Source organism: Frondihabitans sp. VKM Ac-2883 (assembly GCF_015350875.1).
Taxonomy (GTDB): domain Bacteria; phylum Actinomycetota; class Actinomycetes; order Actinomycetales; family Microbacteriaceae; genus Frondihabitans.
Genome location: NZ_JADKSF010000001.1, coordinates 281,713 through 305,844, shown reverse-complemented (window position 1 = coordinate 305,844; position 24,132 = coordinate 281,713). Strand labels below are relative to the sequence as shown.

At 67.6% G+C, this 24,132-nt stretch carries 19 protein-coding genes; 13 read left to right on the top strand and 6 right to left on the bottom strand.

Annotated elements, in window-relative coordinates:
• Positions 1–101: 101 nt before the first annotated feature.
• Positions 102–956, bottom strand: coding sequence for a Bax inhibitor-1/YccA family protein (locus ITJ49_RS01560; protein WP_194600636.1), 855 nt, complete (start codon positions 954–956; stop codon positions 102–104).
• Between the two features lie 231 nt (positions 957–1,187).
• On the opposite strand from ITJ49_RS01560, the gene ITJ49_RS01555 reads away from it, so the two are divergent.
• Both ITJ49_RS01555 and ITJ49_RS01550 read left to right on the top strand, forming a co-directional pair.
• Entirely contained in the window at positions 1,188–2,198 is a 1,011-nt protein-coding gene (locus ITJ49_RS01555; RefSeq protein WP_194600632.1) for a glycerophosphodiester phosphodiesterase family protein, read from the top strand.
• Positions 2,199–2,250: 52 nt separating this feature from the next.
• Positions 2,251–4,695, top strand: a complete 2,445-nt coding sequence (locus ITJ49_RS01550; RefSeq protein ID WP_194600629.1) for an ATP-dependent helicase — start codon at positions 2,251–2,253, stop codon at positions 4,693–4,695.
• A 155-nt stretch (positions 4,696–4,850) separates the two neighbouring features.
• Here ITJ49_RS01550 and ITJ49_RS01545 read toward each other — a convergent pair whose 3' ends face one another.
• From ITJ49_RS01545 to ITJ49_RS01535, 3 genes are all read right to left on the bottom strand, one after another.
• Complete coding sequence (locus ITJ49_RS01545) at positions 4,851–6,902, bottom strand: hypothetical protein (RefSeq protein WP_194600625.1); 2,052 nt, start codon at positions 6,900–6,902, stop codon at positions 4,851–4,853.
• Between the two features lie 110 nt (positions 6,903–7,012).
• Positions 7,013–7,237 carry a hypothetical protein gene (locus tag ITJ49_RS01540; RefSeq protein WP_055965113.1) on the bottom strand — a complete coding sequence of 75 codons (225 nt, stop codon included), beginning with the start codon at positions 7,235–7,237 and terminating at the stop codon, positions 7,013–7,015.
• Position 7,238: 1 nt separating this feature from the next.
• On the bottom strand, positions 7,239–7,652 hold the full coding sequence (locus ITJ49_RS01535) for an ester cyclase (RefSeq protein ID WP_055965115.1): 414 nt from the start codon (positions 7,650–7,652) through the stop codon (positions 7,239–7,241).
• A 223-nt stretch (positions 7,653–7,875) separates the two neighbouring features.
• Between ITJ49_RS01535 and sucC the strand changes: the two genes are divergently transcribed.
• The 7 genes from sucC to ITJ49_RS01500 all read left to right on the top strand — a co-directional run bounded on the left by sucC (position 7,876) and on the right by ITJ49_RS01500 (position 18,244).
• A complete protein-coding gene (gene sucC, locus ITJ49_RS01530; RefSeq protein ID WP_194600622.1) occupies positions 7,876–9,054 on the top strand; it encodes an ADP-forming succinate--CoA ligase subunit beta in 1,179 nt (392 codons plus the stop codon).
• 12 nt (positions 9,055–9,066) lie between these two features.
• Positions 9,067–9,954 carry a succinate--CoA ligase subunit alpha gene (gene sucD / locus ITJ49_RS01525; protein WP_194600620.1) on the top strand — a complete coding sequence of 296 codons (888 nt, stop codon included), beginning with the start codon at positions 9,067–9,069 and terminating at the stop codon, positions 9,952–9,954.
• 203 nt (positions 9,955–10,157) lie between these two features.
• On the top strand, positions 10,158–11,651 hold the full coding sequence (locus ITJ49_RS01520; RefSeq protein WP_194600616.1) for a DUF6350 family protein: 1,494 nt from the start codon (positions 10,158–10,160) through the stop codon (positions 11,649–11,651).
• Positions 11,652–11,805: 154 nt separating this feature from the next.
• Positions 11,806–12,399, top strand: coding sequence for a phosphoribosylglycinamide formyltransferase (gene purN / locus ITJ49_RS01515; protein WP_123939522.1), 594 nt, complete (start codon positions 11,806–11,808; stop codon positions 12,397–12,399).
• Positions 12,396–14,042 carry a bifunctional phosphoribosylaminoimidazolecarboxamide formyltransferase/IMP cyclohydrolase gene (purH, locus tag ITJ49_RS01510; RefSeq protein WP_194600614.1) on the top strand — a complete coding sequence of 549 codons (1,647 nt, stop codon included), beginning with the start codon at positions 12,396–12,398 and terminating at the stop codon, positions 14,040–14,042. The genes purN and purH overlap by 4 nt, the downstream gene beginning before the upstream one ends.
• A gap of 516 nt (positions 14,043–14,558) precedes the next feature.
• Positions 14,559–16,427: an ABC transporter ATP-binding protein gene (locus ITJ49_RS01505; protein WP_194600611.1), complete on the top strand. Its 1,869-nt coding sequence runs from the start codon at positions 14,559–14,561 to the stop codon at positions 16,425–16,427.
• Positions 16,424–18,244 carry an ABC transporter ATP-binding protein gene (locus ITJ49_RS01500; RefSeq protein WP_194600608.1) on the top strand — a complete coding sequence of 607 codons (1,821 nt, stop codon included), beginning with the start codon at positions 16,424–16,426 and terminating at the stop codon, positions 18,242–18,244. Before ITJ49_RS01505 ends, ITJ49_RS01500 begins: the two co-directional genes overlap by 4 nt.
• A gap of 80 nt (positions 18,245–18,324) precedes the next feature.
• Here ITJ49_RS01500 and ITJ49_RS01495 read toward each other — a convergent pair whose 3' ends face one another.
• Together ITJ49_RS01495 and ITJ49_RS01490 are read right to left on the bottom strand one after the other, a co-directional pair.
• On the bottom strand, positions 18,325–18,669 hold the full coding sequence (locus ITJ49_RS01495) for an MGMT family protein (protein WP_194600605.1): 345 nt from the start codon (positions 18,667–18,669) through the stop codon (positions 18,325–18,327).
• A gap of 30 nt (positions 18,670–18,699) precedes the next feature.
• A complete protein-coding gene (locus ITJ49_RS01490; protein ID WP_055965141.1) occupies positions 18,700–19,179 on the bottom strand; it encodes an N-acetyltransferase in 480 nt (159 codons plus the stop codon).
• A gap of 96 nt (positions 19,180–19,275) precedes the next feature.
• Here ITJ49_RS01490 and ITJ49_RS01485 point away from each other — a divergent pair, with 96 nt between their 5' ends.
• From ITJ49_RS01485 to ITJ49_RS01470, 4 genes are all read left to right on the top strand, one after another.
• Positions 19,276–20,574, top strand: a complete 1,299-nt coding sequence (locus ITJ49_RS01485) for an ROK family transcriptional regulator (RefSeq protein ID WP_194600602.1) — start codon at positions 19,276–19,278, stop codon at positions 20,572–20,574.
• Between the two features lie 260 nt (positions 20,575–20,834).
• On the top strand, positions 20,835–22,226 hold the full coding sequence (locus ITJ49_RS01480; protein ID WP_370544350.1) for an extracellular solute-binding protein: 1,392 nt from the start codon (positions 20,835–20,837) through the stop codon (positions 22,224–22,226).
• A gap of 5 nt (positions 22,227–22,231) precedes the next feature.
• Complete coding sequence (locus tag ITJ49_RS01475; RefSeq protein ID WP_194600596.1) at positions 22,232–23,209, top strand: carbohydrate ABC transporter permease; 978 nt, start codon at positions 22,232–22,234, stop codon at positions 23,207–23,209.
• An 8-nt stretch (positions 23,210–23,217) separates the two neighbouring features.
• Positions 23,218–24,048: a carbohydrate ABC transporter permease gene (locus tag ITJ49_RS01470; protein WP_194600593.1), complete on the top strand. Its 831-nt coding sequence runs from the start codon at positions 23,218–23,220 to the stop codon at positions 24,046–24,048.
• Positions 24,049–24,132 lie beyond the last annotated feature (84 nt).

The window sequence follows — 24,132 nt, the reverse complement described above, 5'->3', positions numbered from 1 at the left end:
TGCCCATCGACCGCGGCCGAACTCATGCCCGATCCGCACCAGGGTGGACGCAAAACGGGCCGCCCTCCGTGAGAAGAGCGGCCCGTTTGCTGAGGCGCGAGCTAGTTGTTGCCGCGCAGGATCGCGAGCATGCGCAGGATCTCGGTGTACAGCCACACGATCGTGACGACGAGGCCGAAAGCGGCCTGCCATCCGAAGACGCGCGGGACACCCCGCTCGACGCCGACCTTGATCTGCGTGAAGTCCATCACGAGCGAGTAGGCGGCGAGGAGAACGACGATGATGCCGATCCAGAAGCCGAGCGGAATGCCGAGGAACTCGATGCTGCGGAGGCCAAACTGACCCGAGGTCACGCCGGTGAGCTGCAGAACGAAGCTGATCAACGAGAAGGCCAGGTAGCCGAGCATGGCGACGAGGAAGATCTGGGTAGCGCGCTTCGACTCGCGGACCTTGCCCGACTTGAAGAGTGCCAGCGTCACCGCGAACACGCCGAGCGTGCCGAGGATGGCCTGAACGACGATGCCGTCGTAGGCGGCCTCGAAGTAGCTCGAGAGCCCACCGACGAGAAGACCCTCGAAGCCGGCGTAAGCGAGAACGAGAGCACCCGACGGGCGCTTCTTGAAGATGTTGACGAAGGCGAGGACCAAGCCGACGATTCCGCCGACGACGGCGAGAGCGGGAACGAACCAGCCGATCGCGGCACCGACGAGGAGCACAGCGAAGGCGCCGACGGTCTTGGCGACGACGTCTTCGTACGTCATCCGGTCGGTGTCGACCGGCGTCGCGCTGGGCTTGCTGTACAGGTCGTTGAGCTGCTCGGCAGTCATGCCGCCGTTCACGACCGGCTGCTGACCAGCCTTGCCCTGAGCTGACTGCGCGGCCTGCCAGTTCACCAGGTCGTTGCCGTTGTTCGAAAAGGCCGGCGACTGACTGAAGCCGGGATTCGAGTGAGCCAATTGGTCCTCCAGGGGATCCGCGTCGGCGATGGTTGGTGGGGTCGACCGACACTGCTTTTGTTGAACTCGAGTCTACGTGTCTGCTGTAAGACACGTGCTGAGAATTCACCTGATGAGAGGCGGTTTCGCCACGGGAGAACGTGCAGGGCGTGCACGTTTGCACCCGACTGAGAGCGGGGTGGGGAGAGGGTCGTGAGCCGGGCTGTCGGATCCTGCGGTTACCGTGTTCTCGTGACCCTCGAACCCCTCGTCATCGCCCATCGCGGAGCCAGCGGCCACCGCCCCGAGCACGGCGCCGACGCGTATCGGCTCGCCATCGAGCTCGGAGCCGACGCCATCGAGCCCGACATCGTCGCGTCGAAAGACGGAGTGCTGGTACTGCGGCACGAGAACGAGATCTCGGGAACGACCGACGTCGCCGAGCACCCCGACTTCGAAGATCGCCGCACGACCAAAGAGGTCGACGGCCAGCAGGTCACCGGCTGGTTCACCGAAGACTTCACCTGGCTCGAGCTGCAGCGCCTGCGCATCCAGGAGAGATTGCCGCTGCTGCGACCCCAGAGTACGGGCCACGACGGCGAGGGCAGGATCCTGCGGTTCCGCGATCTGCTCGACCTCCTTGACGCAGACGAGGCCGTGGAGGCCGCCGTCTCGCTCGTGGCCGAGGTGAAGCATGCCACCTACTTCGCCTCGATCGGGCTGCCGCTCGGCGAGCTGGTTGCGACGGAACTGGCCGAGACCGGCTGGATCGACGACCCCCGGCTGACGGTGGAGAGCTTCGAGCGGGGCGTCCTCGATGACCTGCGCGGGCGCGGTGTCGGAGGGCGCTTCGTCTATTTGCTCGAGGCGGCGGGCGCGGCGTTCGACCTGGTGGCGCGCGATGGCGCGGCGGCGACGACGTACGCCGAACAGCTGACTGCGGAGGGCATGGCCGCCCTGAACCGCGACGGAGGTCTCGACGGAGTCAGCGTGCCCAAGGGCCTGCTACTCGGCGAGGGCGGTCGCGGCGACGCGACCCTGGTCGAGCGGGCGCACGGGCTCGGGCTTGAGGCCTTCACCTGGACCCTGCGACCGGAGAACGCGTTCCTCGCGAAGCCGAACCGCATCGGGTCGGCGAAGGCCGATCACGGCGATTGGCGCACCGAATTCCACGAGATCGCCGCGACCGGCGTCGACGGGGTCTTCACCGACTTTCCCGAGCTGCTGCTGGAGGTTCTTCCGAGGGTGTCGGCCAACAGCTGAGACGCACGCCGCGGGTGGCGGTGTCGGTGGGCGGCCGTAGGCTTGGGGGATCATGACGATCGTCCTCGAGCCCTTCGACAGCACCGGCGGCACGCCGAACGATCGGCTGACCGCCGGCCTGAATCCGCAGCAGAAAGAAGCGGTCGAGTACCGCGGCCAGTCGCTTCTCATCGTGGCCGGCGCCGGCTCCGGTAAGACGAGCGTGCTCACCCGCCGCATCGCGGGGTTCCTCGACTCGCGTGAGGCCTGGCCCAGCCAGATCCTCGCCATCACCTTCACCAACAAGGCGGCAGCCGAGATGCGTGAGCGAGTCGCCCAGCTCGTCGGGCAGTCGGCCGAGGGGATGTGGATCTCGACGTTCCACTCGGCGTGCGTGCGCATTCTGCGGCGCGAGGCCGAGCAGTTCGGCTTCACCAAGAGCTTCACGATCTACGACAGCGCCGACTCGAGGGCGTTGCTCAAGCGAATCCTGAAAGAGCTCGACGCCGACTCGCTCGGGTTCACGGTGAGCCAGGCCTCCGGAAAGATCTCCAAGCTCAAGAACGAGCTCAGCGACGTCGAGACGTACTCCCGCCAGATCAACATGGGCGACCCGCAGGAGGTCATGTTCCTCGAGATCTTCCGGCAGTACACCCGCGAGCTCCAGCGCGCCAACGCCTTCGACTTCGACGACCTCATTGCCCAGACGGTCTACCTGTTCCGAGCGTTCCCGCATGTGGCCGCCGTCTATCAGCGTCGGTTCCGGCACATCCTGGTCGACGAGTACCAAGACACCAACCACGCGCAGTACGCCCTGATCCGCGAGCTCACGCGCCCGGTCGAGACACCCCTCGTCGAAGAGCTCGAGCGCGGCGGCCAGTACGTCGCCTCGCTGAAAGACGGCAGCGGGCGGATCCCGGGGGCGTCGCTCACGGTCGTCGGCGACTCCGACCAGTCGATTTACGCGTTCCGTGGCGCCGACATCCGCAACATCACCGAGTTCGAGCACGACTTCCCGAACTCGAAGGTGATTCTGCTTGAGCAGAACTACCGGTCGACGCAGAACATCCTCGACGCGGCGAACGCCGTCATCTCGAACAACTTCGACCGCCAGGCGAAGAGCCTCTTCACAACAGTGGGGTCGGGCGACAAGATCGTCGGGTTCACGGGCTACACCGGGCACGACGAGGCGCAATTCGTCGCCGACGAGATCGCGTCCCTGCACGAGGCCGGCATGGCCTACAAAGACGTGGCCGTCTTCTACCGCACCAACTCGCAGACGCGAGCCCTCGAAGAGATTTTCATTCGCTCCGCCATCCCGTACCGGGTGCTCGGCGGAACGAAGTTCTACGAACGCGCCGAGATCAAAGACGCGATGGCGTACCTGATCGCCGTGGCAAACCCGGCAGACCCTATGGCGCTCCGGCGCATCATGAACACCCCGAAGCGCGGCATCGGTCCGGCGACCGAGACGGCGCTCCAGCGGTATGCCGACACCAACGAGGTGGGCCTGCGCGACGCAATGCGCAACGCCGCGGCTCTCGGCCTTGGGCCGAAGGTGACCGGTGCGATCACCGGCCTGGCTCAGCTGCTCGACGACGTGACAGCCACCGCGGCGACCGCTCCGGTCTCCGAGATCCTCACGGCGCTGATCGAGGGCAGCGGGCTCGTAACCGCTCTCCGCGCGTCGCGCGATCCTCAAGACGAGGCCCGCGCCGAGAACATCGATGAGCTTGTCGCCGTCACCCGGGAGTTCCAGAAGAACAACCCCGACGGGGTCCTCCTCGACTTCCTCACCGAGGTCACTCTCGTCGCCGCGGCCGACGACCTCGACGACACCAGCGGCACGGTGTCGCTGATGACGCTCCACACGGCGAAGGGGCTCGAATACGAGGCGGTGTTCCTCACCGGCGTCGAAGAAGACCTGCTGCCGCACCGCATGTCGGCATCGGAGCCGGGCGGGCCCGCCGAAGAGCGACGGTTGTTCTACGTGGGCATCACGCGGGCGCGTCAGAAGCTGTTCCTGTCGCTCGCGATGACGCGGGCGCAGTTCGGTGAGGTCAACGTGGCGATGCCCTCGCGTTACCTCCAAGAGATCCCCGTCGAGCTGATCGACTGGAAGCAATCGCCCGGCATGGCCAACAGCCGCGGGGGCACAGAACCGCGCGCGCTCAACGCCCGCCGCGATAGCGGCTTCACCGATCGCGGCTTTGGTGGCGCTCCTCGAGCCGGTGGACTACGCGGCGGGGGCGGCATGGGGGGCGGCAGCTACGACCGGGCGGCAGCCGCGGCCAAGACGAAACCCAAGACCGAATGGTCCAACCGGGTCACCGGCACCGTGCGCGACAACGGCGACCTCGAGCTCGCGGCCGACGACCGCATATCACACGTCGACTTCGGCGAGGGCCGGGTCGTCGCCGTCACCGGCATCGGTCCACGGCGCATCGCCGAGGTGCAGTTCGACACCGCGGGCCGAAAGAAACTGCTGATCAAGGTCGCGCCGATCGAAAAGATCTAGGCGGGCTGCCGGGTGCTGGCTGCCGGGTGGGTCCGGCTACCGGGTAGCGGCGCTGCCCGGTGGTCCGGCCGGATTGTGAACGCGGCACGAGAGTGACCAAAACGGCGCTCACCGAGCTGGCAAGCACCGTTTTGGGCACTTTCGTTGTGGGCCGGCTAGACGGTGTCGTCGAGCGGGGGTGCGGCGGATCCTGGAGTCGATGCAGGTTCGCGCCGAGCTCGGAGGCGGCGAGCGATCACACCGGTGAGAACTGCCAGGAAGCCGAGTCCGAGGCTGCTTCCGGCGGCGATCGCGATGGGTCTGAGAGGCCCGGACCCGGTGAAGGCGAGCAGGCGCGGAGGCCGGGGCTCGTCTGGTGCGGGAGGCACGGGCGTCGTCGTCGGAGGAGTGCTCACCGAGGGGGTCGGTGGCGTCGGCGGGGTTGTGGGCGGCACGGATGGAGTGGGCGTCGGGGTCGGCACGTCGGGTTTCGACACGACGAACCGCTCGCTCGCGTGAGCGGTGAGATCGGTGAAGGGGGCGACCGCCTGCGCGGCGCCGATCGGCTTCGACCCCTCGGAGAGGAAGACCCAGACGTAGTGCCCCGGCTTTCGCGTCTCGACGCAGGGTGATTCGTACTCGCCGTCGCCCGTCACGGCGGTCTCGACTCGGCCTGCGACCGGTAGATCGTCGAGGGTCGTGTCTGGCCCGAAGTCGTGGCCGTCGGCGGGCGCATCGGCGAAGGGGCCGAGAAGGACGGATTCGACGACGACATCGCCCGCGTCGGCGGGGAAGCCGGTCGCGACGAGACGATCGGGCGTGCATTCGCCGGGAACGACCTCGTCGTGCTCCACCGACGTGGCGATCGACGGGAGCGGGGACGGGGGTTTCGGTGGCGAGAACGTCACCTCGGTTGCGGACGCGAACGGTGACTTCCAGGCCTTGACCCGGGAGCGCCCCTGAGCGACGGGGGTGTCTTTCGGATCGATGGTCTCGACCCAGACGAAGTAGCCCTCCGAGGGGAGCGTGCAGGGTTTCGTCCGGTAGGTACCCGGCCCCGTTTTCACGACCGTCGCAAGGCGGCAGACCTCGGGGGCCTTCGCCGGCCACGCAGACGACGTCGCCGGTTTTTTCGCGAATGGTCCGAGGAGTCTGCTGCGGATCGTCACAGGCACGGGATGCGAGGTGCCGGAGACCCGGTAGACCCCCCACTTCGACAGCAGCCCCGTGCCCGGTTTCACAGAGAGCTTCAGCTCGTCGGTGACGGTCGCTCCGGCCGCCGCCTGTGCCGCGCTGGTCGTCGTCACCACCCGGGGCTGGAAGGGGCGGGGTGAGACGGCCTCGACCGTCTCGGTCTTCGCCGCCGTGCCTGTGGGAGCGGTGTCGAAGAGGAGTCGCTGTGATCCGGCTGCGCTTGAGCCGACCGTGATCACGGCGCGGTAGGGAAGGCCCGAGAACGACGCGGTGGCGCTGACGTGGTTGATCGGCGTCGTACCGGTCGCGCGGAACGACTGATTGCGACCGTTACGCAGGGCCTTGGTCGACGAACCGTCGGCGAAGGCGCCTCCACGGAGGGTGATCGAGCCGGCGAATGCACCCGCTGCCACCGTCGTGCCTCCGCCCGATTCGAGCCGGGCGCTGAGATCGGCGCGCACTCGCCCCGCCCCGGTGCCGTCGAGGGTCAGGCTCACATCGGCCGTGACCCCGTTCGTTGCCTGCGCAGCAGCCCTGGCGCTGAACGTGGCCGCCTTCTTCAGCACCGCATCGCGCTTCTCGTTGGCCCGGCCGGCGTAGTACTCGAGGGTGTGCCCGTCGAGACCGGTGATCGACCAGACCGAGAGCTGGGCCGCCGCCGCCGTCACCGGATCGGTGGTGCCCGACCAGGTGCGCGCGATATAGGCGAGACGGGCTATCTCGGTCGAGGTCAGGCCGAGCCCTGTCGCCGAGGAGCTCAGGTCGTAGTCGTTGCCCACCGGCGACGACCTGCCGACCTCGAGGCAGAACGCGGCCCGCCCGTCGGCGAGGCGGTACGTGCCGAGCCAGGAGACCCCGTCGCCGTCCCACAGGAATCCGCGACCGTGCCCGGTCGACTGGAGGGCGGAGGCGGGAGGCGGCGGAGCGAACAGCAGACAGGTGGCCAGCAGAGCCAGGAGGGCGAGCAGGATCCGCCGTGGCCGGATCGAGCCCGCGTGCGGCGGTGGGAGAGGGGCAGACGTTCGTCGATTCATGCCGATGACCCTCTCGGATCCTCGGACGGCTTCGCCGCCGCTTTCCACAGAAGTGCTCCGGAAACCACGAAGACCCCCTCTGTGGAGAGGGGGTCTTCAGGTGTGGACGATCAGTTGTCGGCGTCGTCGCTGAGGTCGATGTCGTCACCGGCGAGGTCGTTCTCGGCGTACTCCGGCTCGCCCTCGGAGGGTGCGCCGCCCGTCGGCCCGTCGTTGCCTTCACCGATGCCGGGCTCGACGGTTTCGCCCGCCACGGCATCGTTGGTGACGATCTGCTCCGACTCGGCGAACGATTCGTCGGGGTCACTCGCGTCGGTGAATGGTGCGTCGCTCATGTCAGGAGTCCAATCCGAGTTGCTGCATCAGGGTCGCCTGGTCGGTGGCGCCCCAGCGCTCGACGATCAGGCCTTCGTCGTTGAACTTGCCGACCTGGATGCCTCGCACCTGGAAGCTCTTGCCGGTCGGCTCGTTGCCCTCGAACGGACCGGTGTGGGTGCCCGAGATTGTGAAGACCGCGGTGACGTACTCGTCGTCGGCGACCAGCGTTTCTACCTTGAGGTCGACGTCCGGGAAGGCCTCAAAGAAGGAGGACCAGAACTCCTGGATGCCGGCAAGGCCCGCGGGCGCACCGGGAACCGGGTCGTGGTCGACGACGTCGGCGTGGAATCCCTCGCCGAGGCGTGACACCTCACGGGCGGTGAGGATCTCGCCGAGCTTCTCTTGCGTCTTGACGTTCGTGTCTTTAGCCATGCCTCCGGTCTACGCCGCGGGGTACGGGCTGTTCTGTGGGCGCTCCCAGGGGAACGGACCTGTGGCCAGCGCCAGAAGCGTGTTGGGGGTGCGCGCTAGGCTGATGGACGGCCCATAGTCTCGATGTCGAGAGAGTTCGAGACGCCCTTCCCGCCGGTTATCCAGGCTGGGAGAGGAACGACACCGTGTGGTGAGACGCAGCGATGCGGATTGGAAGAACAGCGTGGATCTTTTCGAGTACCAGGCCAGAGACCTCTTCGAGGTCTACGGCGTACCAGTCCTCCCCGGCATCATCGCCGATACTCCCGCCGAGGTGCGGGCTGCGGCGGAGAAGATCGGCGGCGTGACCGTGGTGAAGGCCCAGGTCAAGGTGGGCGGTCGAGGCAAGGCCGGCGGCGTCAAGGTCGCGAAGACAGCCGCCGATGCCGAGGCCGCTGCGGAAGCGATTCTGGGGCTCGATATCAAGGGCCACACGGTCAAGCGCGTCATGGTCGCGGGCGGGGCCCAGATCAAGCAGGAGTTTTACTTCTCCGTGCTCCTCGACCGGGCCAACCGCTCGTACCTCTCGCTCTGCAGCGTCGAGGGCGGCATGGAGATCGAAGAGCTCGCCGTCGAGCGTCCCGAAGCTCTCGCGCGAGTCGAGGTCGACCCGCTGACGGGCATCGACCTCGCGAAGGCCACCGAAATCGCCAGGGCGGGCGGATTCCCCGACGACCTGATCGAGAAGGTTGCGCCGGTGCTCGTGAAGCTCTACGACGTCTACAAGGGCGAAGACGCCTCTCTGGTCGAGGTCAACCCTCTCGTGCTTACCGAGCAGGGCGACATCGTGGCACTCGACGGCAAGGTCTCGATCGACGAGAACGCCGACTTCCGTCACCCCGGCCACGCGTCCCTGGAAGACGCGGAGGCCGCCGACCCGCTCGAGGCCAAGGCCAAGGCTGCTGGTCTCAACTACGTCAAACTCGACGGCCAGGTCGGAATCATCGGCAACGGCGCGGGTCTCGTCATGTCGACCCTCGACGTCGTCGCCTACGCCGGAGAGAAGCATGGCGGGGTCAAGCCGGCCAACTTCCTCGACATCGGCGGCGGAGCGAGCGCCGAGGTCATGGCGAACGGCCTCGACGTCATCCTGGGCGACGAGCAGGTCAAGAGCGTCTTCGTCAACGTCTTCGGCGGCATCACAGCGTGCGATGCCGTCGCCAACGGAATCGTCGCCGCGCTCGGCATCCTGGGCGACGCCGCGACGAAGCCCCTGGTCGTGCGTCTCGACGGCAACAACGTCGACGAGGGCCGAAAGATCTTGGCCGAAGCCGCTCACCCCCTCGTCACCGTCGTTGCGACCATGGACGAAGCCGCCGACAAAGCCGCCGAGCTGGCTTTCGCCGCTGCCGACGAGAAGTAAAGGATCAGAACAATGTCGATCTTCCTCACCAAAGACTCCAAAGTCATCGTCCAGGGCATCACCGGCGGCGAGGGCACCAAGCACACCGCTCTCATGCTGAAGGCGGGCACGCAGGTCGTGGGCGGCGTCAACGCCCGCAAGGCCGGCACCACCGTCTCGCACGGCGACGTCACGCTGCCCGTGTTCGGCACCGTTACCGAGGCCATCGAGACGACCGGCGCCGACGTGTCGATCGTCTTCGTTCCGCCGGCGTTCGCGAAAGACGCCGTCGTCGAGGCCATCGAAGCGGGCATCCCGCTCGTCGTCGTCATCACCGAGGGCATCCCGGCGCAAGACGCCGCCGAGTTCTGGGCGCTCGCCAAGTCGAAGGGTGGCGCGACCCGCATCATCGGCCCGAACTGCCCCGGCATCATCACGCCCGGCGAGTCGTTGGTCGGCATCACCCCCAACAACATCACCGGCAAGGGTCCGATCGGCCTCGTGTCGAAGTCGGGTACGCTCACGTACCAGATGATGTTCGAGCTCCGCGATCTCGGCTTCTCGACTGCGATCGGCATCGGCGGCGACCCTGTCATCGGCACGACGCACATCGACGCGCTCGCGGCGTTCGAGGCCGACCCCGAGACGAAGGCGATCGTGATGATCGGCGAGATCGGCGGCGACGCCGAAGAGCGCGCTGCCGACTACATCAAGGCGAACGTAACGAAGCCGGTCGTCGGCTACGTGGCCGGATTCACCGCTCCCGAGGGCAGGACCATGGGCCACGCCGGTGCAATCGTCTCCGGGTCGGCCGGCACAGCGCAGGCCAAGAAGGAGGCCCTCGAGGCAGCCGGCGTCAAGGTCGGCAAGACGCCAAGCGAGACTGCTGCCTTGCTGCGCGAGGTCTACAGCTCGCTCTGACGCCGCTCTCAGGCCTCGCGCCGCTGTTCGGGCCTGGCACTGCATTTCGGTGCTGACACTGCATTTCGGTGGCACGACCGCCCATCGGCGGTGTCGGCGCTGAATTCCGGCGTCACGGGCTGAGGCTTGCTTACTGAAGGGCCGCTCCGCTTTCGGCGGGGCGGCCCTTTAGCGTCGGTGGCCCCCGGTACAGTCGTGGCCGTATGAATCGCCCTCTCACCGCCGTCTTCGCCGCGCTCGAGTCTCTGCTCGTCGTGGGCATCGGCGTGGGCATCCCCGTGGTGTCGCTCACCTTCCTCTGGGCCTTCCAGTACGGGCTGCAGATCGACTGGGTCGTCTTCTGGCAGGCCGGCGTCGACGTCTGGCTGGTGGGTCACGGGGCCGACCTCACCCTGACGCTGTCGAAATCGGCTGCGGCGGCGACCGGAATCAGCGGCGCGGGTGCTCCGATCGTCATCTCGATAGCGGCTCTGGGTTTTGCGCTCACCACCGTGCTGCTCGGCGCGCGGGCCGGCCGGCGAATCGCCGAGACGAGCCACCGCGCGATCGGCTCCGGCGTCGCCGTCCTCGCGTTCGCCCTCGCCTCGGCCATCGTGACAGCCACGGCCAGCCGTCCCGGGGCGACCGTCTCTCTCGCGCAGGGAATCGTCCTGCCCACGCTCGTCTTCGCCGTTCCCCTGCTCGCGGCGGCCGAGGTCAACCGGCGTCGCCGCGGCGCGACACCCGACCCGCTCACGGCCCTTCTTCTGCGCGGGGTAGAAGCCATCCCGGCACTCGGTCGGTCGATCAGCCTGGTGTCGCTTCGCGCGGGCGCCGCCGTCGCGGTCATCGTCTTCGCCGTCGCCGGGGCGATCCTCGCACTCCTCCTGCTCACGAACTACGCGTCGATCATCTCGCTGTACGAGGGGGCACACGCCGGGGTGCTCGGCGGCCTCGCTCTCACGATCGGCCAGATCGCACTGGTGCCCAACGCCGTCGCCTGGGTCGCGTCCTGGCTCGTCGGCCCGGGCTTCGCACTCGGCGAAGGATCCTCGGTCTCGCCGCTCGGCACCACCCTCGGCCCGATGCCGGCCGTGCCCTTCCTTGGCGCCCTGCCTACGTCGACCCCGGCTTTCGCCTTCGTCGGCCTCCTCGTTCCCGTCGTCGCCTCGTTCGTTGTCGTCACGTTGATGCGCGGCCGCATCGAGCGCGCTCTGGGCGCCCGCGACTCCCTTCTCTTCCGCGCCGTCGTAGGCGTCTCGACGGGCGTCGTCGCCGGTCTGATCATCGGCGGGGTGGCCGGCGTCTCGGCCGGTTCCGCCGGCCCGGGTCGGCTTGCGTCGGTGGGTCCTGACGCCTGGGTCGTGGGGCCGTTCGCTGCACTGGAGGTCGGCATCCCGGCGGTTCTCGCCCTCGTGGTGAAGTCCGGGGCCGAGGCGATCGGCGACCTCGCGCAGGTGGTGGGCGAGAGGCTGCCGGAGCGTGCGGCCGCTGCTCGCGCCAAGACGGAGCCGGTGTCGGCCGTGTCGGATCCTGGTCGCTCGCGTAGTGCCGGTGACCGTGACGCCGGCGGGCCCGGCGCGCCCGAGAGAGTTGATGGGCTGCCGAGCCTCGACACGGTGCTGCCGCGCGACAAGCGGTCGTCCGACGGCCGCTCGTCCGACACGCGCTCGCCCGACGACGTTCCGACTGAGCGCCTCGACGGGTTCACGCGCTGATGCCCACGATGCAGACTCGACACCATGGTGGGCCTTGGTGTGCTGTCCGCATATTGGGCCGACTGGTGGGCCCGCTTCGGAGCAGCTTTCCCGGGCCGGATAGCCCTGTGGAGAACCGCCCGGGCAGCGCTAGACCGCACGCTAGGCTTGCCGGGTGCTAAGGCTCGTCGTGCTCATCTCCGGCGGGGGCTCCAATCTCCGGGCCCTCCTCGAAGCCGCGAGCGACGTCGAATATCCGGCCCGGGTCGTCGCAGTCGGGGCCGACCGAGCGGCCGACGGTTTCGAGCATGCCGAGGCGTTCGGCATCGCCACGTTCTCGGTGCCGTTCACGAGTTTTCCCGACCGCGAGGCCTGGGGCGACGAGCTGCTCGACCAGATTCGGCAGTGGCAGCCCGACCTCGTGGTTCTCAGCGGTTTTATGCGGCTCGTACCGCCCCGCGTCGTCGAGGCGTTCAGCCCGAGGCTGATCAACACGCATCCCGCCTACTTGCCCGAGTTTCCCGGCGCCCACGGGGTCCGCGATGCGATCGCGGCCGGAGTGAGCCAGACCGGGGCGAGCGTCATCGTCGTCGACAACGGCGTCGACTCGGGCCCCATCCTGTCGCAGGAGCGCATTCCCGTGCACCCCGGCGACACCGAAGACACGCTCCACGACCGCATCAAGGTCGTCGAGCGCCGGTTGCTTGTGCAGAGCATCCTCGATATCGCCAACGGAACAATCGACCTGACGGAGAAGACTCCCGCATGAGCGGCCACGCAATCGACCCCAGCCTCTACCGCGACCGCGACGCCATCGAGATCGCGCGCGCGCTGATCTCCGTGAGCGACAAGACCGGGCTGGTCGAACTCGCGACGGCCCTCGCGAAGGCGGGCGTCGAGATCGTGTCGACGGGTTCGACCGCGCAGACGATCCGCGACGCCGGGTTCGCGGTCACCGACGTGAGTGCGGTGACCGACTTCCCCGAGTCGCTCGACGGGCGCGTCAAGACGCTGCATCCCGCCATCCACGCCGGCGTGCTCGCCGACCTGCGCCTCGAGACGCACGAAGACCAGCTCCGCGACCTCGACATCAAGCCGTTCCAGCTCGTCGTGGTCAACCTCTACCCGTTCGTCGAGACGGTGGCGTCGGGCGCGGATGCCCCGACCGTGATCGAGAACATCGACATCGGCGGCCCGGCGCTCGTCCGGGCGGCGGCCAAGAACCACGCCAACGTGGCGATCGCCGTCTCACCCGCGTCGTACCCCCAGATCACGAAGGCACTCACCCTCGGCGGCACGACTCTGGCCCAGCGTCAGCGTCTCGCGGGCGAGGCCTTCGCCCACACCGCCTCCTACGACACCGCGGTCGCGGCGTACTTCGCGGCGAGTGTCGGGGTGCGGGCCGAGCACGATGCCGGCACGGATGCCCCAGCGGCGACGGCAGGATCCTCGGCCCCGTTCGATCAGACCTTCGCCGTCTCGGCCGAACTGGAGCACACCCTCCGCTACGGCGAGAACTCGCACCAGGCAGCCGCGCTGTACGCCGAGACGGACGGAACCGGCATCGCGCAGGCGACCCAGCTGCACGGCAAAGAGATGTCGTACAACAACTTCGTCGATGCCGACGCGGCGGTGCGGGCGGCATTCGACTTCGACCGTCCGGCCGTCGCCATCATCAAGCACGCCAACCCGTGCGGGATCGCCGTCGGAGGTCTCGATGAGGCTGACCCCATCGCCGACGCGCACGCCCGCGCGCACGCCTGCGACCCCCTGTCGGCCTTCGGGGGAGTGATCGCGGCGAACCGCACCGTCACCATCGCCATGGCCGAGACGGTCAAAGACATCTTCACCGAGGTCGTCGTCGCACCAGGCTTCGAGCCGGAGGCGCTCGCGATCCTGACGGCGAAAAAGAACATCCGCCTGCTGCAGCTTCCCGACGGGTTCGCCCTCGCCGACCGCGAGTACAAGCAGATCTCGGGCGGCGTGCTCGTGCAAGACAGCGACCGCTTCACGGGCTTCTCGTCGTCGGGCTGGAGCTTGGTGGCGGGCGAGGAGGTCGACGAGGCCACGCGCGCCGACCTGGAGTTCGCCTGGATCGCGTCGCGGTCGGTCAAATCGAACGCGATTCTGCTGGCTTCGGGCGGTGCCTCGGTCGGCGTCGGCATGGGGCAGGTCAACCGGGTCGACTCGTGCCACCTCGCCGTGCAGCGGGCTGGCGATCGCGCTCAGGGCTCCGTAGCTGCCTCCGACGCGTTCTTCCCGTTCGCCGACGGGCTCGAGGTGCTTCTCGCCGCGGGCGTTCGCGCCGTGGTGCAGCCGGGTGGGTCGATCCGCGACAACGAGGTCATCGCCGCCGCCCAGGCCGCCGGTGCCTCGATGTACTTCACCGGAGAGCGTCACTTCTTCCACTAGGCAGGGCGTCTTCCAGGCCAGCCGTCTCCGCCGATTTCGGGCTCTCCTGCCGGAGCGCGGCATCGGGCCCGAATTTGAAGGAGAAACGCGAGCGCGCCGACGACTCCATGCCGATCGGGCGGGGTCGGCCGGGCGTTTCTCCTTCGAATTCGGCGGCAGCGCGAGAACCGAACTTTTCATTGCGGTTTACGTCGGCGTCGGTTTATCCTGTAAGGCTGCTTGCGGTCACCTTCGAGGTGGCGGCATGAAGCCACGTGACTATATGCAGAAGCGAATGCCTCGGGAGGACACAATGACGAAGACAGCCCACACCCCGTTCCGGACGGTGGCTATCAGCGCCGTTTCTTCCCCGCGCGCTCGCCGACACTCTGCCTCGGCCGCCTGACCAGCGATCGCCTCCGCAGCACCATCCGCGCCCGCGTGGCGCCGTTCACGTGACCTCCTTCACGGTCACGCCCACCACATCGCAACTTTCAGGATCGCCGCGTCGACCCTGCCCCACGACTTGGATCCTTCATGTCTCAGCATCCCCCTCCCACGAACACGAACACGAACACGAACACGAACACCGGCAACACCACGAGCACCGACACGGCCGACCGCCTCTCGACGTTCGGCACGCTCAAGCGCCTCTATCCCTTCGTCAAGCCCGCCTTCCCTCGCATCGTCCTCGGCATGGTGGCCGCGCTCCTGGCCTCCGTCGTCGCCCTGCTGATCCCGTTCGTGCTCCAGCAGCTCGTCGACGGACCGCTGTCGAGCGGCGATTCGCGGCAGGTGTGGCCGGCGTTCTGGATCGTCCTCGGGCTCGGCGTCGTCGAGGCGGTCATGATCATGGGCCGGCGCTGGCTGGTGCTCACGCCGAGCACGCACGTCGAGACGAGCATGCGCAACGGCCTCTACAAAAAGCTGCAAGACCTGCCCGTGGCCTTCCACGACCGGTGGCAGAGCGGCCAGCTGCTCAGCCGTTCGGTCAGCGACCTCAGCCTCATCCGCCGGTGGCTCGCGTTCGGAATCGTTCTGCTGATCGTCAACTTCTTGACGATCGTCGTCGGCTTCGTGGTGCTGTTCTTCTACAGCTGGCTGCTCGGCTTGATCTTCGTGGTCGCGTCGATTCCGATCTGGGTCGTCGGTCTGCGGTTCGAGAACCGCTACTCGGTCATCGCGCGGCGGAGCCAAGACCAGGTCGGCGACCTGGCGACGAGCGTCGAAGAATCGGTGCACGGCATTCGGGTGCTCAAGGCGTTCGGTCGCGGCAAGCATTCGCTGCGCGACTTCGCGAAGCGTGCCGAAGAGCTGCGCGGCACCGAGATCGAGAAGTCGAAGGCGATCGCACAACTGTGGCTCTGGCTGCTGCTCGTGCCCGACGTGGCGTTCGCGCTGTGTCTGCTGGCGGGCATCTGGCTGGCGTCCGAGGGGCAGTTGACGGTCGGCGAGCTCTTCGCGTTCTTCGCTACGGCGACCGTGCTGCGCTTTCCGGTCGAGTCGATCGGGTTCCTCCTGTCGATGACCTTCGACACGCGCACTGCCGTCGATCGCTTCTTCGAGGTGCTCGACAGTGTCAACACGGTGACCGACCCGGTCGAGCCGAAGACCATCACGAACCCCCGCGGTCACCTCGAGTTCCGGGCGACGCACTTCCGGTACCAAGACAGCCCGGCGCAGTTCGCCGACCTCGTCGACGGCGTCGATCTCGAGCTGCAGCCGGGTGAGACGATGGCCCTGGTCGGGCTCACAGGATCCGGCAAGACCACGCTCCTGGCTCTGGTGCCGCGCCTGTACGACGTCACCGGCGGCGAAGTGCTGCTCGACGGTGTCGACGTGCGCGATCTGACGCGCGAAGAGCTCCGCCGCCACATCGGCATGGCCTTCGAAGACGCGACCCTGTTCAGCACCACGGTGCGCGACAACGTGCTGCTCGGACGACCCGACCTGTCGGGCGACGAGGCCGATCGCGTGATGCGCGAGGCCCTCGACATCGCTCAGGCCGGGTTCGTGCACGATCTGCCCGAGGGTGTCGACACGACCGTCGGCGAAGAGGGGCTCAGCCTCTCGGGAGGCCAGCGCCAGCGGCTCGCCCTGGCCCGAGCCATCGCGGCGCGGCCGTCGGTGCTGGTGCTCGACGACCCGCTGTCGGCGCTCGACGTCGACACCGAGGCCCGCGTCGAGGCGGGGCTCCGGAGGGTCCTCTCCGAGACGACGTCGCTGATCGTGGCGCACCGCCCGTCGACCGTGAACCTCGCGGATCGCGTGGCGCTCCTCGAAAACGGACGCGTCACCGCGGTCGGTCGACACTCCGACCTGATCGCCACCAACGACCACTACCGCTATGTGATCTCGTCGCTCGACGACGACGATCGGACCACCCGAGAGGACGTGCTGGCGTGAGCACCACTGCAAGCACCCAGGGCGTCAAGGGCGAAGAGCGCAACGACTTCACGCGCGACGAGAGCAGGCGACTGCAGTTGCGTTCGCGGCGTCTTCTCGGATCCTTGTTGTCCCCTTTGAAGCGCAGGATCCTCGTCACCGCGATCATCGTGGTGCTCTCGACCGCTGCCCAGGTCGCCGGGCCCACCCTCATCGCGTACGGCATCGACAACGCGCTGCCGGCGCTGCTGGACGATCAGAACTGGGCTCCGACCTTCGTCGTGGTCGGCCTGTACCTCGCGACCGGCATCATCGGCGCCGTCATGATGGCGCAGTACACGGTGCTCTTCGCCCGGATCAGCCAGAGTGTGCTGTTCGACCTGCGCAAGCGGCTCTTCTTGCACACGCAGCGACTCAGCCTGGAGTTCCACGAGAGCTACACGTCGGGCCGCATCATCTCGCGCCAGACGAGCGACCTCGATTCGATCCGCGAGCTGTTCGACTCGGGTATCAACCAGCTGGTGCAGGGTCTGCTGTACATGGTCTTCACGGCCGTCGCGCTCGTCAGCCTCGATGCTCCGTCGGGATTGATCCTCGGGGTGGCGCTGATCCCGCTGTTCGCCTTCACCCGGTGGTTCCAGGTGCGGTCGCAGCGACTGTTCCGTGCCACCCGCACGACCAGTGCGCGCGTGATCGTGCACTTCGTCGAGACGATGACGGGCATTCGCGCCGTGCAGGCGTTCCGCAAGGAGAAGCGCAACGAAGACACCTACGGCGAGTACGTCGAGAGCTACCGGCAGGCCAACGCGAAGGTCTTCCGCCTGTTCGGAACGTTCGACCCCGGCCTCGTGATGATCGGCAACGCGACCCTCGCCGCGGTCGTACTGTTCGGCGGGTTCCGCGTCATCGACGGTTCGCTCGAGATCGGCGCGCTGCTGGCCGTCGCCCTCTACGCGAAACGCTTCTTCGATCCGGCCGAAGAGCTGGCCATGTTCTACAACGGCTACCAGTCGGCGTCGGCCGCGCTCGAGAAGATCTCGGGCGTGCTCGAGGAGGAGCCGAGTGTGCCCGATCCGGTGCGCCCGACCGACCTCTACGACGCGAAGGGCGCCGTCGACTTCGACGACGTCGAGTTCGCGTACAACAGCGATGCGGTCGTGCTCCCCGAATTCGACCTGCACGTGCCGGCCGGCCAGACCATCGCGCTCGTGGGATCGACCGGCGCCGGCAAGTCGACGCTCGCGAAGCTGATCGCCCGCTTCTACGACCCCTCGCGCGGCAGCATTCGACTCGACGGCGTCGACCTGCGCAACCTGCACCCGAAAGACCTGCGCCGGGCGATCGTCATGGTCACCCAGGAGGCGTATCTCTTCTCGGGATCCGTCGCCGACAACATCGCGCTCGGCAAGCCCGACGCGACGCGTGAGGAGATCGAGCGGTCCGCGCGGGCGGTCGGCGCGCACGAGTTCATCATGGCGCTGCCGGACGGCTACGACACCGACGTGAACAAGCGCGGCGGTCGTGTCTCAGCGGGTCAGCGTCAGCTGCTCTCGTTCGCGCGGGCGTTCATCGCCGACCCGGCGGTGCTGATTCTCGACGAGGCGACGGCGTCGCTCGACATCCCGTCGGAGCGGCTCGTGCAGGAGGCGCTGCAGACGCTGCTGAGCGACCGGACAGCGCTGATCATCGCGCACCGGCTCTCGACGGTCGCGATCGCCGACCGGGTGCTCGTGATGGAGTACGGACGCATCGTCGAAGACGGCACGCCCGATGACCTCATCGCCGGGACGGGCCGGTTCGCGCAGTTGCACGCGGCGTGGCGGGAGTCGCTGGTCTGAGCGCCGACACCACGTTTCGGGCAGGGCACCGTCTTTCGGCGGTGCTTGGCCCGAAACATGGTGCCACGAGCGCTCGTGGCTCAGGGGCGCCACTCGGCAGCGCTGAGATCGACGCGCCAGGTGCCCGTGCGGCTCCACCGGAGCGGCGTGCCCTCGACGCGGTACATCTCGAGGGCGCGCTGCTCGTGGCCTTCGGGTGGATGACCCGACGCGCGGATCACCCGCCACCACGGCAGATCGTGGCCGGCCTGCGCCATCACCTTGCCGACGCCGCGTGAGGAGCGGGAGCCGAGCAGGGCCGCGACCCCGCCGTAGCTGAGCGCGCACCCGGCGGGAATGGACTCGACGACGGCGACAACGCGGGAGACCCAATCGTCGGCGTCTGCCGGACTCGCGAGGTCGGCGCCGGGCTCGGAAGAGCGCATGGAACGCTGCGGCTCAGGCGTCGTCGGGGCTCAGGCCTCGTCGTCGTGGGGCGACGGCGCGATGGTCAGCGCGGCCAGGTGCTCGCCGTAGGGGGTCTCGCCGATCACTTCGAAGCCGACGTGCGTGAAGAAGCTCTCGGGGCCGTCGTCGCCGGGCTCGTAGATGACGGTGAGTCGCTCGAAGCCCCGGTTGCGCGCCTCGGTGGCCAGCGAGTGCACGGCGAAGCGGCCCACCCCCTGGCCCTGCGCGTCGGCCGACACGTTGATGCGCCAGATACAGCTGCGGAGCTCTTCGTGATCGTTGTCGGGGTCGAACTGCCCCATGATGAAGCCGACCACCTCGTCGCCGTCGAGCACGACTCGTGGCCACGCCGACGTCGGGTTGACGTAGGCCTCGGCGATGGAGTGCGACACGGGCGCCACGTACTGCTCTTGGCCCGGCTTGAGGGTCAGGGTATTGGCCGCGACGATGGTCTTGGCCGACAGCTCTTCGAGGCGGAGGTCACTCATGTGCCCAGGCTAGCGTGCGGCTCCGGGGTGCAACAGGATCCCTTCGGCCCTTGTGGAGAACCCCTTGTCAGCCGGATGACCGCTACTCTCGACGCCATGCGAACCGGCACGAACCTCCCGGCGATCGGCGGCTACAACCAGGCCGTCGTGCTCGACGCGATCCGGCGCGCATCCGAGGGGCTGAGCCGGGTCGAGCTGGCCGTGCAGACGGGGCTCAGCGCCCAGACGATCGGAAACGTGTCGAGGCGCCTCCTCGAGGCGGGCCTCGTGCGCGAGACGGGCAAGATCGTCAACGGCCCGGGCAAGCCGCGCACCATCCTGCAGCTCGAAGCTCGCGGCAGCTACGCGGTCGGCGTCCATATCGACCCGGCCGTCATCACCTACGTCGTCCTCGATCTGCGCGGGGCCGTCGTGTCGCACTCCCGCACCCGCACGCCCTCCGCATCGGAGCCCGTTCAGCTGATCGACCTGATGGCGCGCTCGATCGACCGGTTGATCGGCGACTCGGGCGTGGATCCTCGGCTCGTGATCGGTGTCGGAATCGCCTCGCCCGGCCCCATCGATGCGGAGCAGGGCATCGTCCTCGACCCGCCGATGCTGCCGCTCTGGCGTCATGTGCCGCTTCGGGCAGCACTCAGCGAAGCGACGGGGTTGCCGGTGCTGCTCGAGAAAGACGTCACGGCTGCCGCGGTCGCCGAGCTCTGGTTCTCGACGGCCTCCGAGCGCGCCAATTTCGCGTTCGTCTACTACGGCACCGGGTTCGGCACCGGGCTCGTCGTCGGCCGCGAAGTGGTCCGGGGCTCGAGCTCGAATGCCGGCGACGCGGGGCACATCACGGTCGATCCCGCGGGGGCGATCTGCGTCTGCGGGCGGGCCGGCTGCGTGGGCGACCTCATCACGCCGCGCGCGCTGGTGTGTCAGGCGGTCGACGCGGGACTGCTTCCGGCGCTCGACGACGGCGCCGATATGGAGTCGGTCAGCGGGGCCTTCCACCGGCTCGCGGCCATCGCGGGCGGTGCTCCCGTCGACGTGACCGAAATCGAAGGATCCGGCCCGGCCGATGCCCAGGCGACGCCGTCCTCCGACCAGCGTGACTCCGCCCGGCGCATCCTCCACGGGGCCGGGCTGCACCTCGCCCGGGCGATCGTCGTGCTGGTCAATTTGCTCGACCTCGACGAGCTCGTCTTCGGCGGCCCGTTCTGGGACGAGATCGGCGATGTCGTGCTCGAGGTGCTTCCGGAGGCGGTGGAGCAGTCGGCCGCTCTCATCCCACGGCGCAGGCTCGGGTTCGTCGGCTCGGCGATCGGCGAAGACGTCGCCGCTGTCGGCGCTGCGTGCCTGGTGCTCGACCATGCGTTCTCGCCGCGGCCGTCGGGGATGCTGATCTCGGTCTGACCCGCTCGCGGCTCGCGGCACGGTGTCGAATTCGAAGGAGATCCGCGTGGGTGACCCCGACGGATCCTTGATTTCTTGTCGCCCGGCGGCGGTTTCTCTTTCGAATTTGCACGAGCGGCGACGGCACCAGCGAACGCAGGATCCCGACTGGAGCGTTACGAAAATGAGTCTTGACAGAGGTTAGTAAAGACGATTGAGTAATGCCGAGCGGATCGGCGGAGTTGCCGAGACGGCGTCTTATGGAGCAAGGGAGCACCATGATGAGCAGCACCGGCACCACCACTTCTCGCAGGGGGCGGCGAGCCGCCCGCATCCTCGCCATCGCGGCCACCGTCATGACCACAGCTTTGGTCGCGACCGGGTGCAGCGCCGGCGGCGGTGGCGATTCGAACACGATCAAGATCGCGTACCAGAAGTTCGGCACGTTCACGCAACTCGACGCCCACCTCAAAGAGGTGAAGAAGACGTTCGAGAAGGCCAACCCCGGCATGACGGTGCAGCTCGAGCCGATCGCCGCCCAGAACGACGACTACTACACGAAGCTCGCCCTGATGGAGCGCGCGCCCTCGACGGCCCCCGACGTCATCTACGAAGACACGTTCAAGGTGAAGGCCGACGCCGAGGCCGGCTACCTGCTGTCCCTCGACAAATACACCGCCAAGTGGGCCGATTGGAGCAAGTTCTACGACAACGCCAAAGAGGCGGGCGTCGGCACCGACGGCAAGACCTACGGGATCCCGATGGGCACCGACACCAGGGCCCTCTGGTACAACAAAGACCTCTTCAAGAAGGCCGGTCTGACCGTGCCGTGGGAGCCCAAGAACTGGGACGACGTACTGAGTGCGGCCAAGACGATCAAGTCGAAGCTGCCCGACGTCGTGCCGCTTAACGTCTACTCGGGCAAGCCGCAGGGCGAGGGCTCGACCATGCAGGGCTTCGAGATGCTGCTCTACGGCACCCCGAACGGCACCCTCTACGACGACGCGTCGAAGAAGTGGATCACCGGGTCGTCGAACTTCACCGATTCGCTCGGCTTCATCAAAGACGTCTACCAGGGCGGAGTGGGCCCGACACCCGAGCAGGCCCTCGACACCAACATCTCGACCGTCGTCGGCGGCGACTGGCTTCCCAAGGGCAAGCTCGCCATCGACCTCGACGGCTCGTGGCTCAGTGGCACCTGGCTCTCGACCGGCACGAACCCGTGGCCCGAGTGGAGCAAGGTCATGGGCCAGGTCGGAATGCCGACCCAGAACGGCGAGGCTCCCGGCGTGAACAGCATGTCGGGCGGCTGGACCCTCGCGGTCGGCGCGACCAGCAAGAACCCCGACAAGGCGTTCGACTTCATCGCCGACGCACTCGATAAAGACGGCTCGATGTCGTACGACATCGCCGCCAGCCAGATCGCGGTGCGCAGCGACGTCGCGACCGACCCCGACTACGCCGACTCGAACCCGAGCTTCAAGTTCTTTTCGTCGCTCGTGAAAGACACGCACTTCCGACCCGCGACCACCGACTACAGCCAGATCTCGAACCAGATCACCGTGGCGATGGAGGCGGTGATGACGGGCCAGCAGACGCCCGAAGAAGCGGCGAAGGCTTACGACACAGCCCTCACCGGCATCGTCGGCGCCGACAAGACGGTCTCGAAGTAGGGCTGATGGCAACGATCGCGCCGACCCCTCTCGGCAAAGACACTGACCCGACCGGAGGTCGGGGCTCGAGCGGCACCTCGTCGCAAGGGCCCCGGCCGGGGTCGGCGCGAGCGCGGAACATCCGCACCGTCGGCCGCACGATTCCCCTCGTGCCGTCGATGGTGCTCCTGGCGCTGTTCCTGCTCGGGCCCATCGTCTCGTCGTTCTACGGTTCGTTGACCAACGCCTCGCTCACCGGGGCCGCGGCGCAGAAGTCGTCGTTCATCGGGCTCGACAACTACGTCAAGCTCTTCAACTCGCCCGACTTCCCCAAGTCGATCGTGCTGACCCTGGTGTTCCTGTTCGCGTCGGCAGTCATCGGCCAGAACGTCCTGGGGCTCGGCCTCGCCCTCCTGATGCGTTCGGCGAACCCCGTCGTCCGCTCGCTCGTCGGCACGTTCGTCGTCGCGGCCTGGGTGCTGCCCGAGATCGTCGCCGCATTCGCCGCGTACGCGTTCTTCAACCAGACGGGCACGCTCAACACGGTGCTCGCGTGGTTCGGCATCGAGGGCGCGAACTGGCTCTACACGTTCCCGATGATCGCCGTGATCCTGGCGAACATCTGGCGCGGCACGGCCTTCTCGATGCTGGTCTACGCGGCGGCCGTGCAAGAGGTGCCGCCCGAGATCACCGAGTCGGCCGAGGTCGACGGAGCGGGCGGGTTCAAGCGCCTCATCTACATCACGCTGCCCGTGATCCGACGCAGCATCTCGACCAACCTGATGCTGACGACGCTGCAGACCCTGTCGGTCTTTACCCTCATCTTCGTGATGACGGGAGGCGGGCCCGGCACCAACAGCTCGACCCTGCCGATCCTCGCCTACCAGGAGGCGTTCAAGTTCTCGCAACTCGGCTTCGGAACCGCGATCGCGACGATCATGCTGCTCATCGGCGCGATCTTCTCGATCGTCTACATCCGGGCCCTCAAGCCGGAGGTCGACTGACCTTGGCCATGACCTCTCCCAGCGGCCGCAACCTGCGGTTCGTCTCGAACGGCGTGCTCGTCATCATCGCCGTCTGCTTCGCCGTGCCACTCGTCTGGCTCGTGCTGGCCTCGTTCGACTCCTCGGCGACGCTGTCGGTGAAGATCCCGACCGAGTTCACCATGGAGAACTTCCAGAAGGTGCTGACGCCCGACATCTCGTTCATTCCCCTGATGAACAGCCTCATCCTGTCGGGCGGGTGCGCGATCGTGACGGTCGTCGTGGCGATCCTCGCGGCGTACCCGCTGTCGCGCTACCGGATGCGGATCAACAAGCCGTTCCTGTACGGGATCCTGTTCGGCACCTGCCTGCCGATCACCGCGATCATGGTGCCGGTCTACAGCCTGTTCGTGTCGCTCAACCTGATCGACTCCGTGGCCGGCACCGTGTTCTTCCTCGCCGCCTCCAGCCTGCCGATGGCGATCTGGATGTCGAAGAACTTCATGGACTCCGTGCCGATCTCACTCGAGGAGGCCGCCTGGACCGACGGCGCCTCGATGTTCACCACCCTGACCCGGGTGGTCGTGCCGCTGATGCGACCGGGCATCGCGGTCGTCTTCATCTTCGTGTTCATCCAGGCCTGGGGAAACTTCTTTGTTCCCTTCATCCTGCTACTGAGCCCGGGCAACCAGCCGGCGGCCGTGAGCATCTTCAACTTCTTCGGGCAATACGGCTCCGTCGCCTACGGGCAGCTCGCCGCCTTCTCGCTCGTCTACTCGGTGCCGGTGATCGCCCTGTACGTCTTCATCTCGCGCGTGCTCGGCGGCTCGAACGCACTGGCCGGTGCCGTGAAGGGGTAGGCCGGTAGGCAGAACCCCTCGATCCCGTTCCACCTCTCGCCCTCGCGTCGCCCCTCGGGCGGCCGCGAATTCTGCAAGGAGCAC

What these genes read in the sequence shown, in the direction of transcription:
- purH (WP_194600614.1), top strand. Translation starts at nt 12,396, where the DNA reads ATGAGCGGCCACGCAATCGACCCCAGCCTCTACCGCGACCGCGACGCC.
- ITJ49_RS01485 (WP_194600602.1), top strand. Translation starts at nt 19,276, where the DNA reads ATGCGAACCGGCACGAACCTCCCGGCGATCGGCGGCTACAACCAGGCC.
- ITJ49_RS01545 (WP_194600625.1), bottom strand. Translation starts at nt 6,902, where the DNA reads ATGAATCGACGAACGTCTGCCCCTCTCCCACCGCCGCACGCGGGCTCG.
- sucD (WP_194600620.1), top strand. Translation starts at nt 9,067, where the DNA reads ATGTCGATCTTCCTCACCAAAGACTCCAAAGTCATCGTCCAGGGCATC.
- ITJ49_RS01475 (WP_194600596.1), top strand. Translation starts at nt 22,232, where the DNA reads ATGGCAACGATCGCGCCGACCCCTCTCGGCAAAGACACTGACCCGACC.
- ITJ49_RS01490 (WP_055965141.1), bottom strand. Translation starts at nt 19,179, where the DNA reads ATGAGTGACCTCCGCCTCGAAGAGCTGTCGGCCAAGACCATCGTCGCG.
- ITJ49_RS01540 (WP_055965113.1), bottom strand. Translation starts at nt 7,237, where the DNA reads ATGAGCGACGCACCATTCACCGACGCGAGTGACCCCGACGAATCGTTC.
- ITJ49_RS01480 (WP_370544350.1), top strand. Translation starts at nt 20,835, where the DNA reads ATGAGCAGCACCGGCACCACCACTTCTCGCAGGGGGCGGCGAGCCGCC.
- ITJ49_RS01520 (WP_194600616.1), top strand. Translation starts at nt 10,158, where the DNA reads ATGAATCGCCCTCTCACCGCCGTCTTCGCCGCGCTCGAGTCTCTGCTC.
- ITJ49_RS01550 (WP_194600629.1), top strand. Translation starts at nt 2,251, where the DNA reads ATGACGATCGTCCTCGAGCCCTTCGACAGCACCGGCGGCACGCCGAAC.
- ITJ49_RS01495 (WP_194600605.1), bottom strand. Translation starts at nt 18,669, where the DNA reads ATGCGCTCTTCCGAGCCCGGCGCCGACCTCGCGAGTCCGGCAGACGCC.
- ITJ49_RS01505 (WP_194600611.1), top strand. Translation starts at nt 14,559, where the DNA reads ATGTCTCAGCATCCCCCTCCCACGAACACGAACACGAACACGAACACG.
- ITJ49_RS01470 (WP_194600593.1), top strand. Translation starts at nt 23,218, where the DNA reads ATGACCTCTCCCAGCGGCCGCAACCTGCGGTTCGTCTCGAACGGCGTG.
- ITJ49_RS01535 (WP_055965115.1), bottom strand. Translation starts at nt 7,652, where the DNA reads ATGGCTAAAGACACGAACGTCAAGACGCAAGAGAAGCTCGGCGAGATC.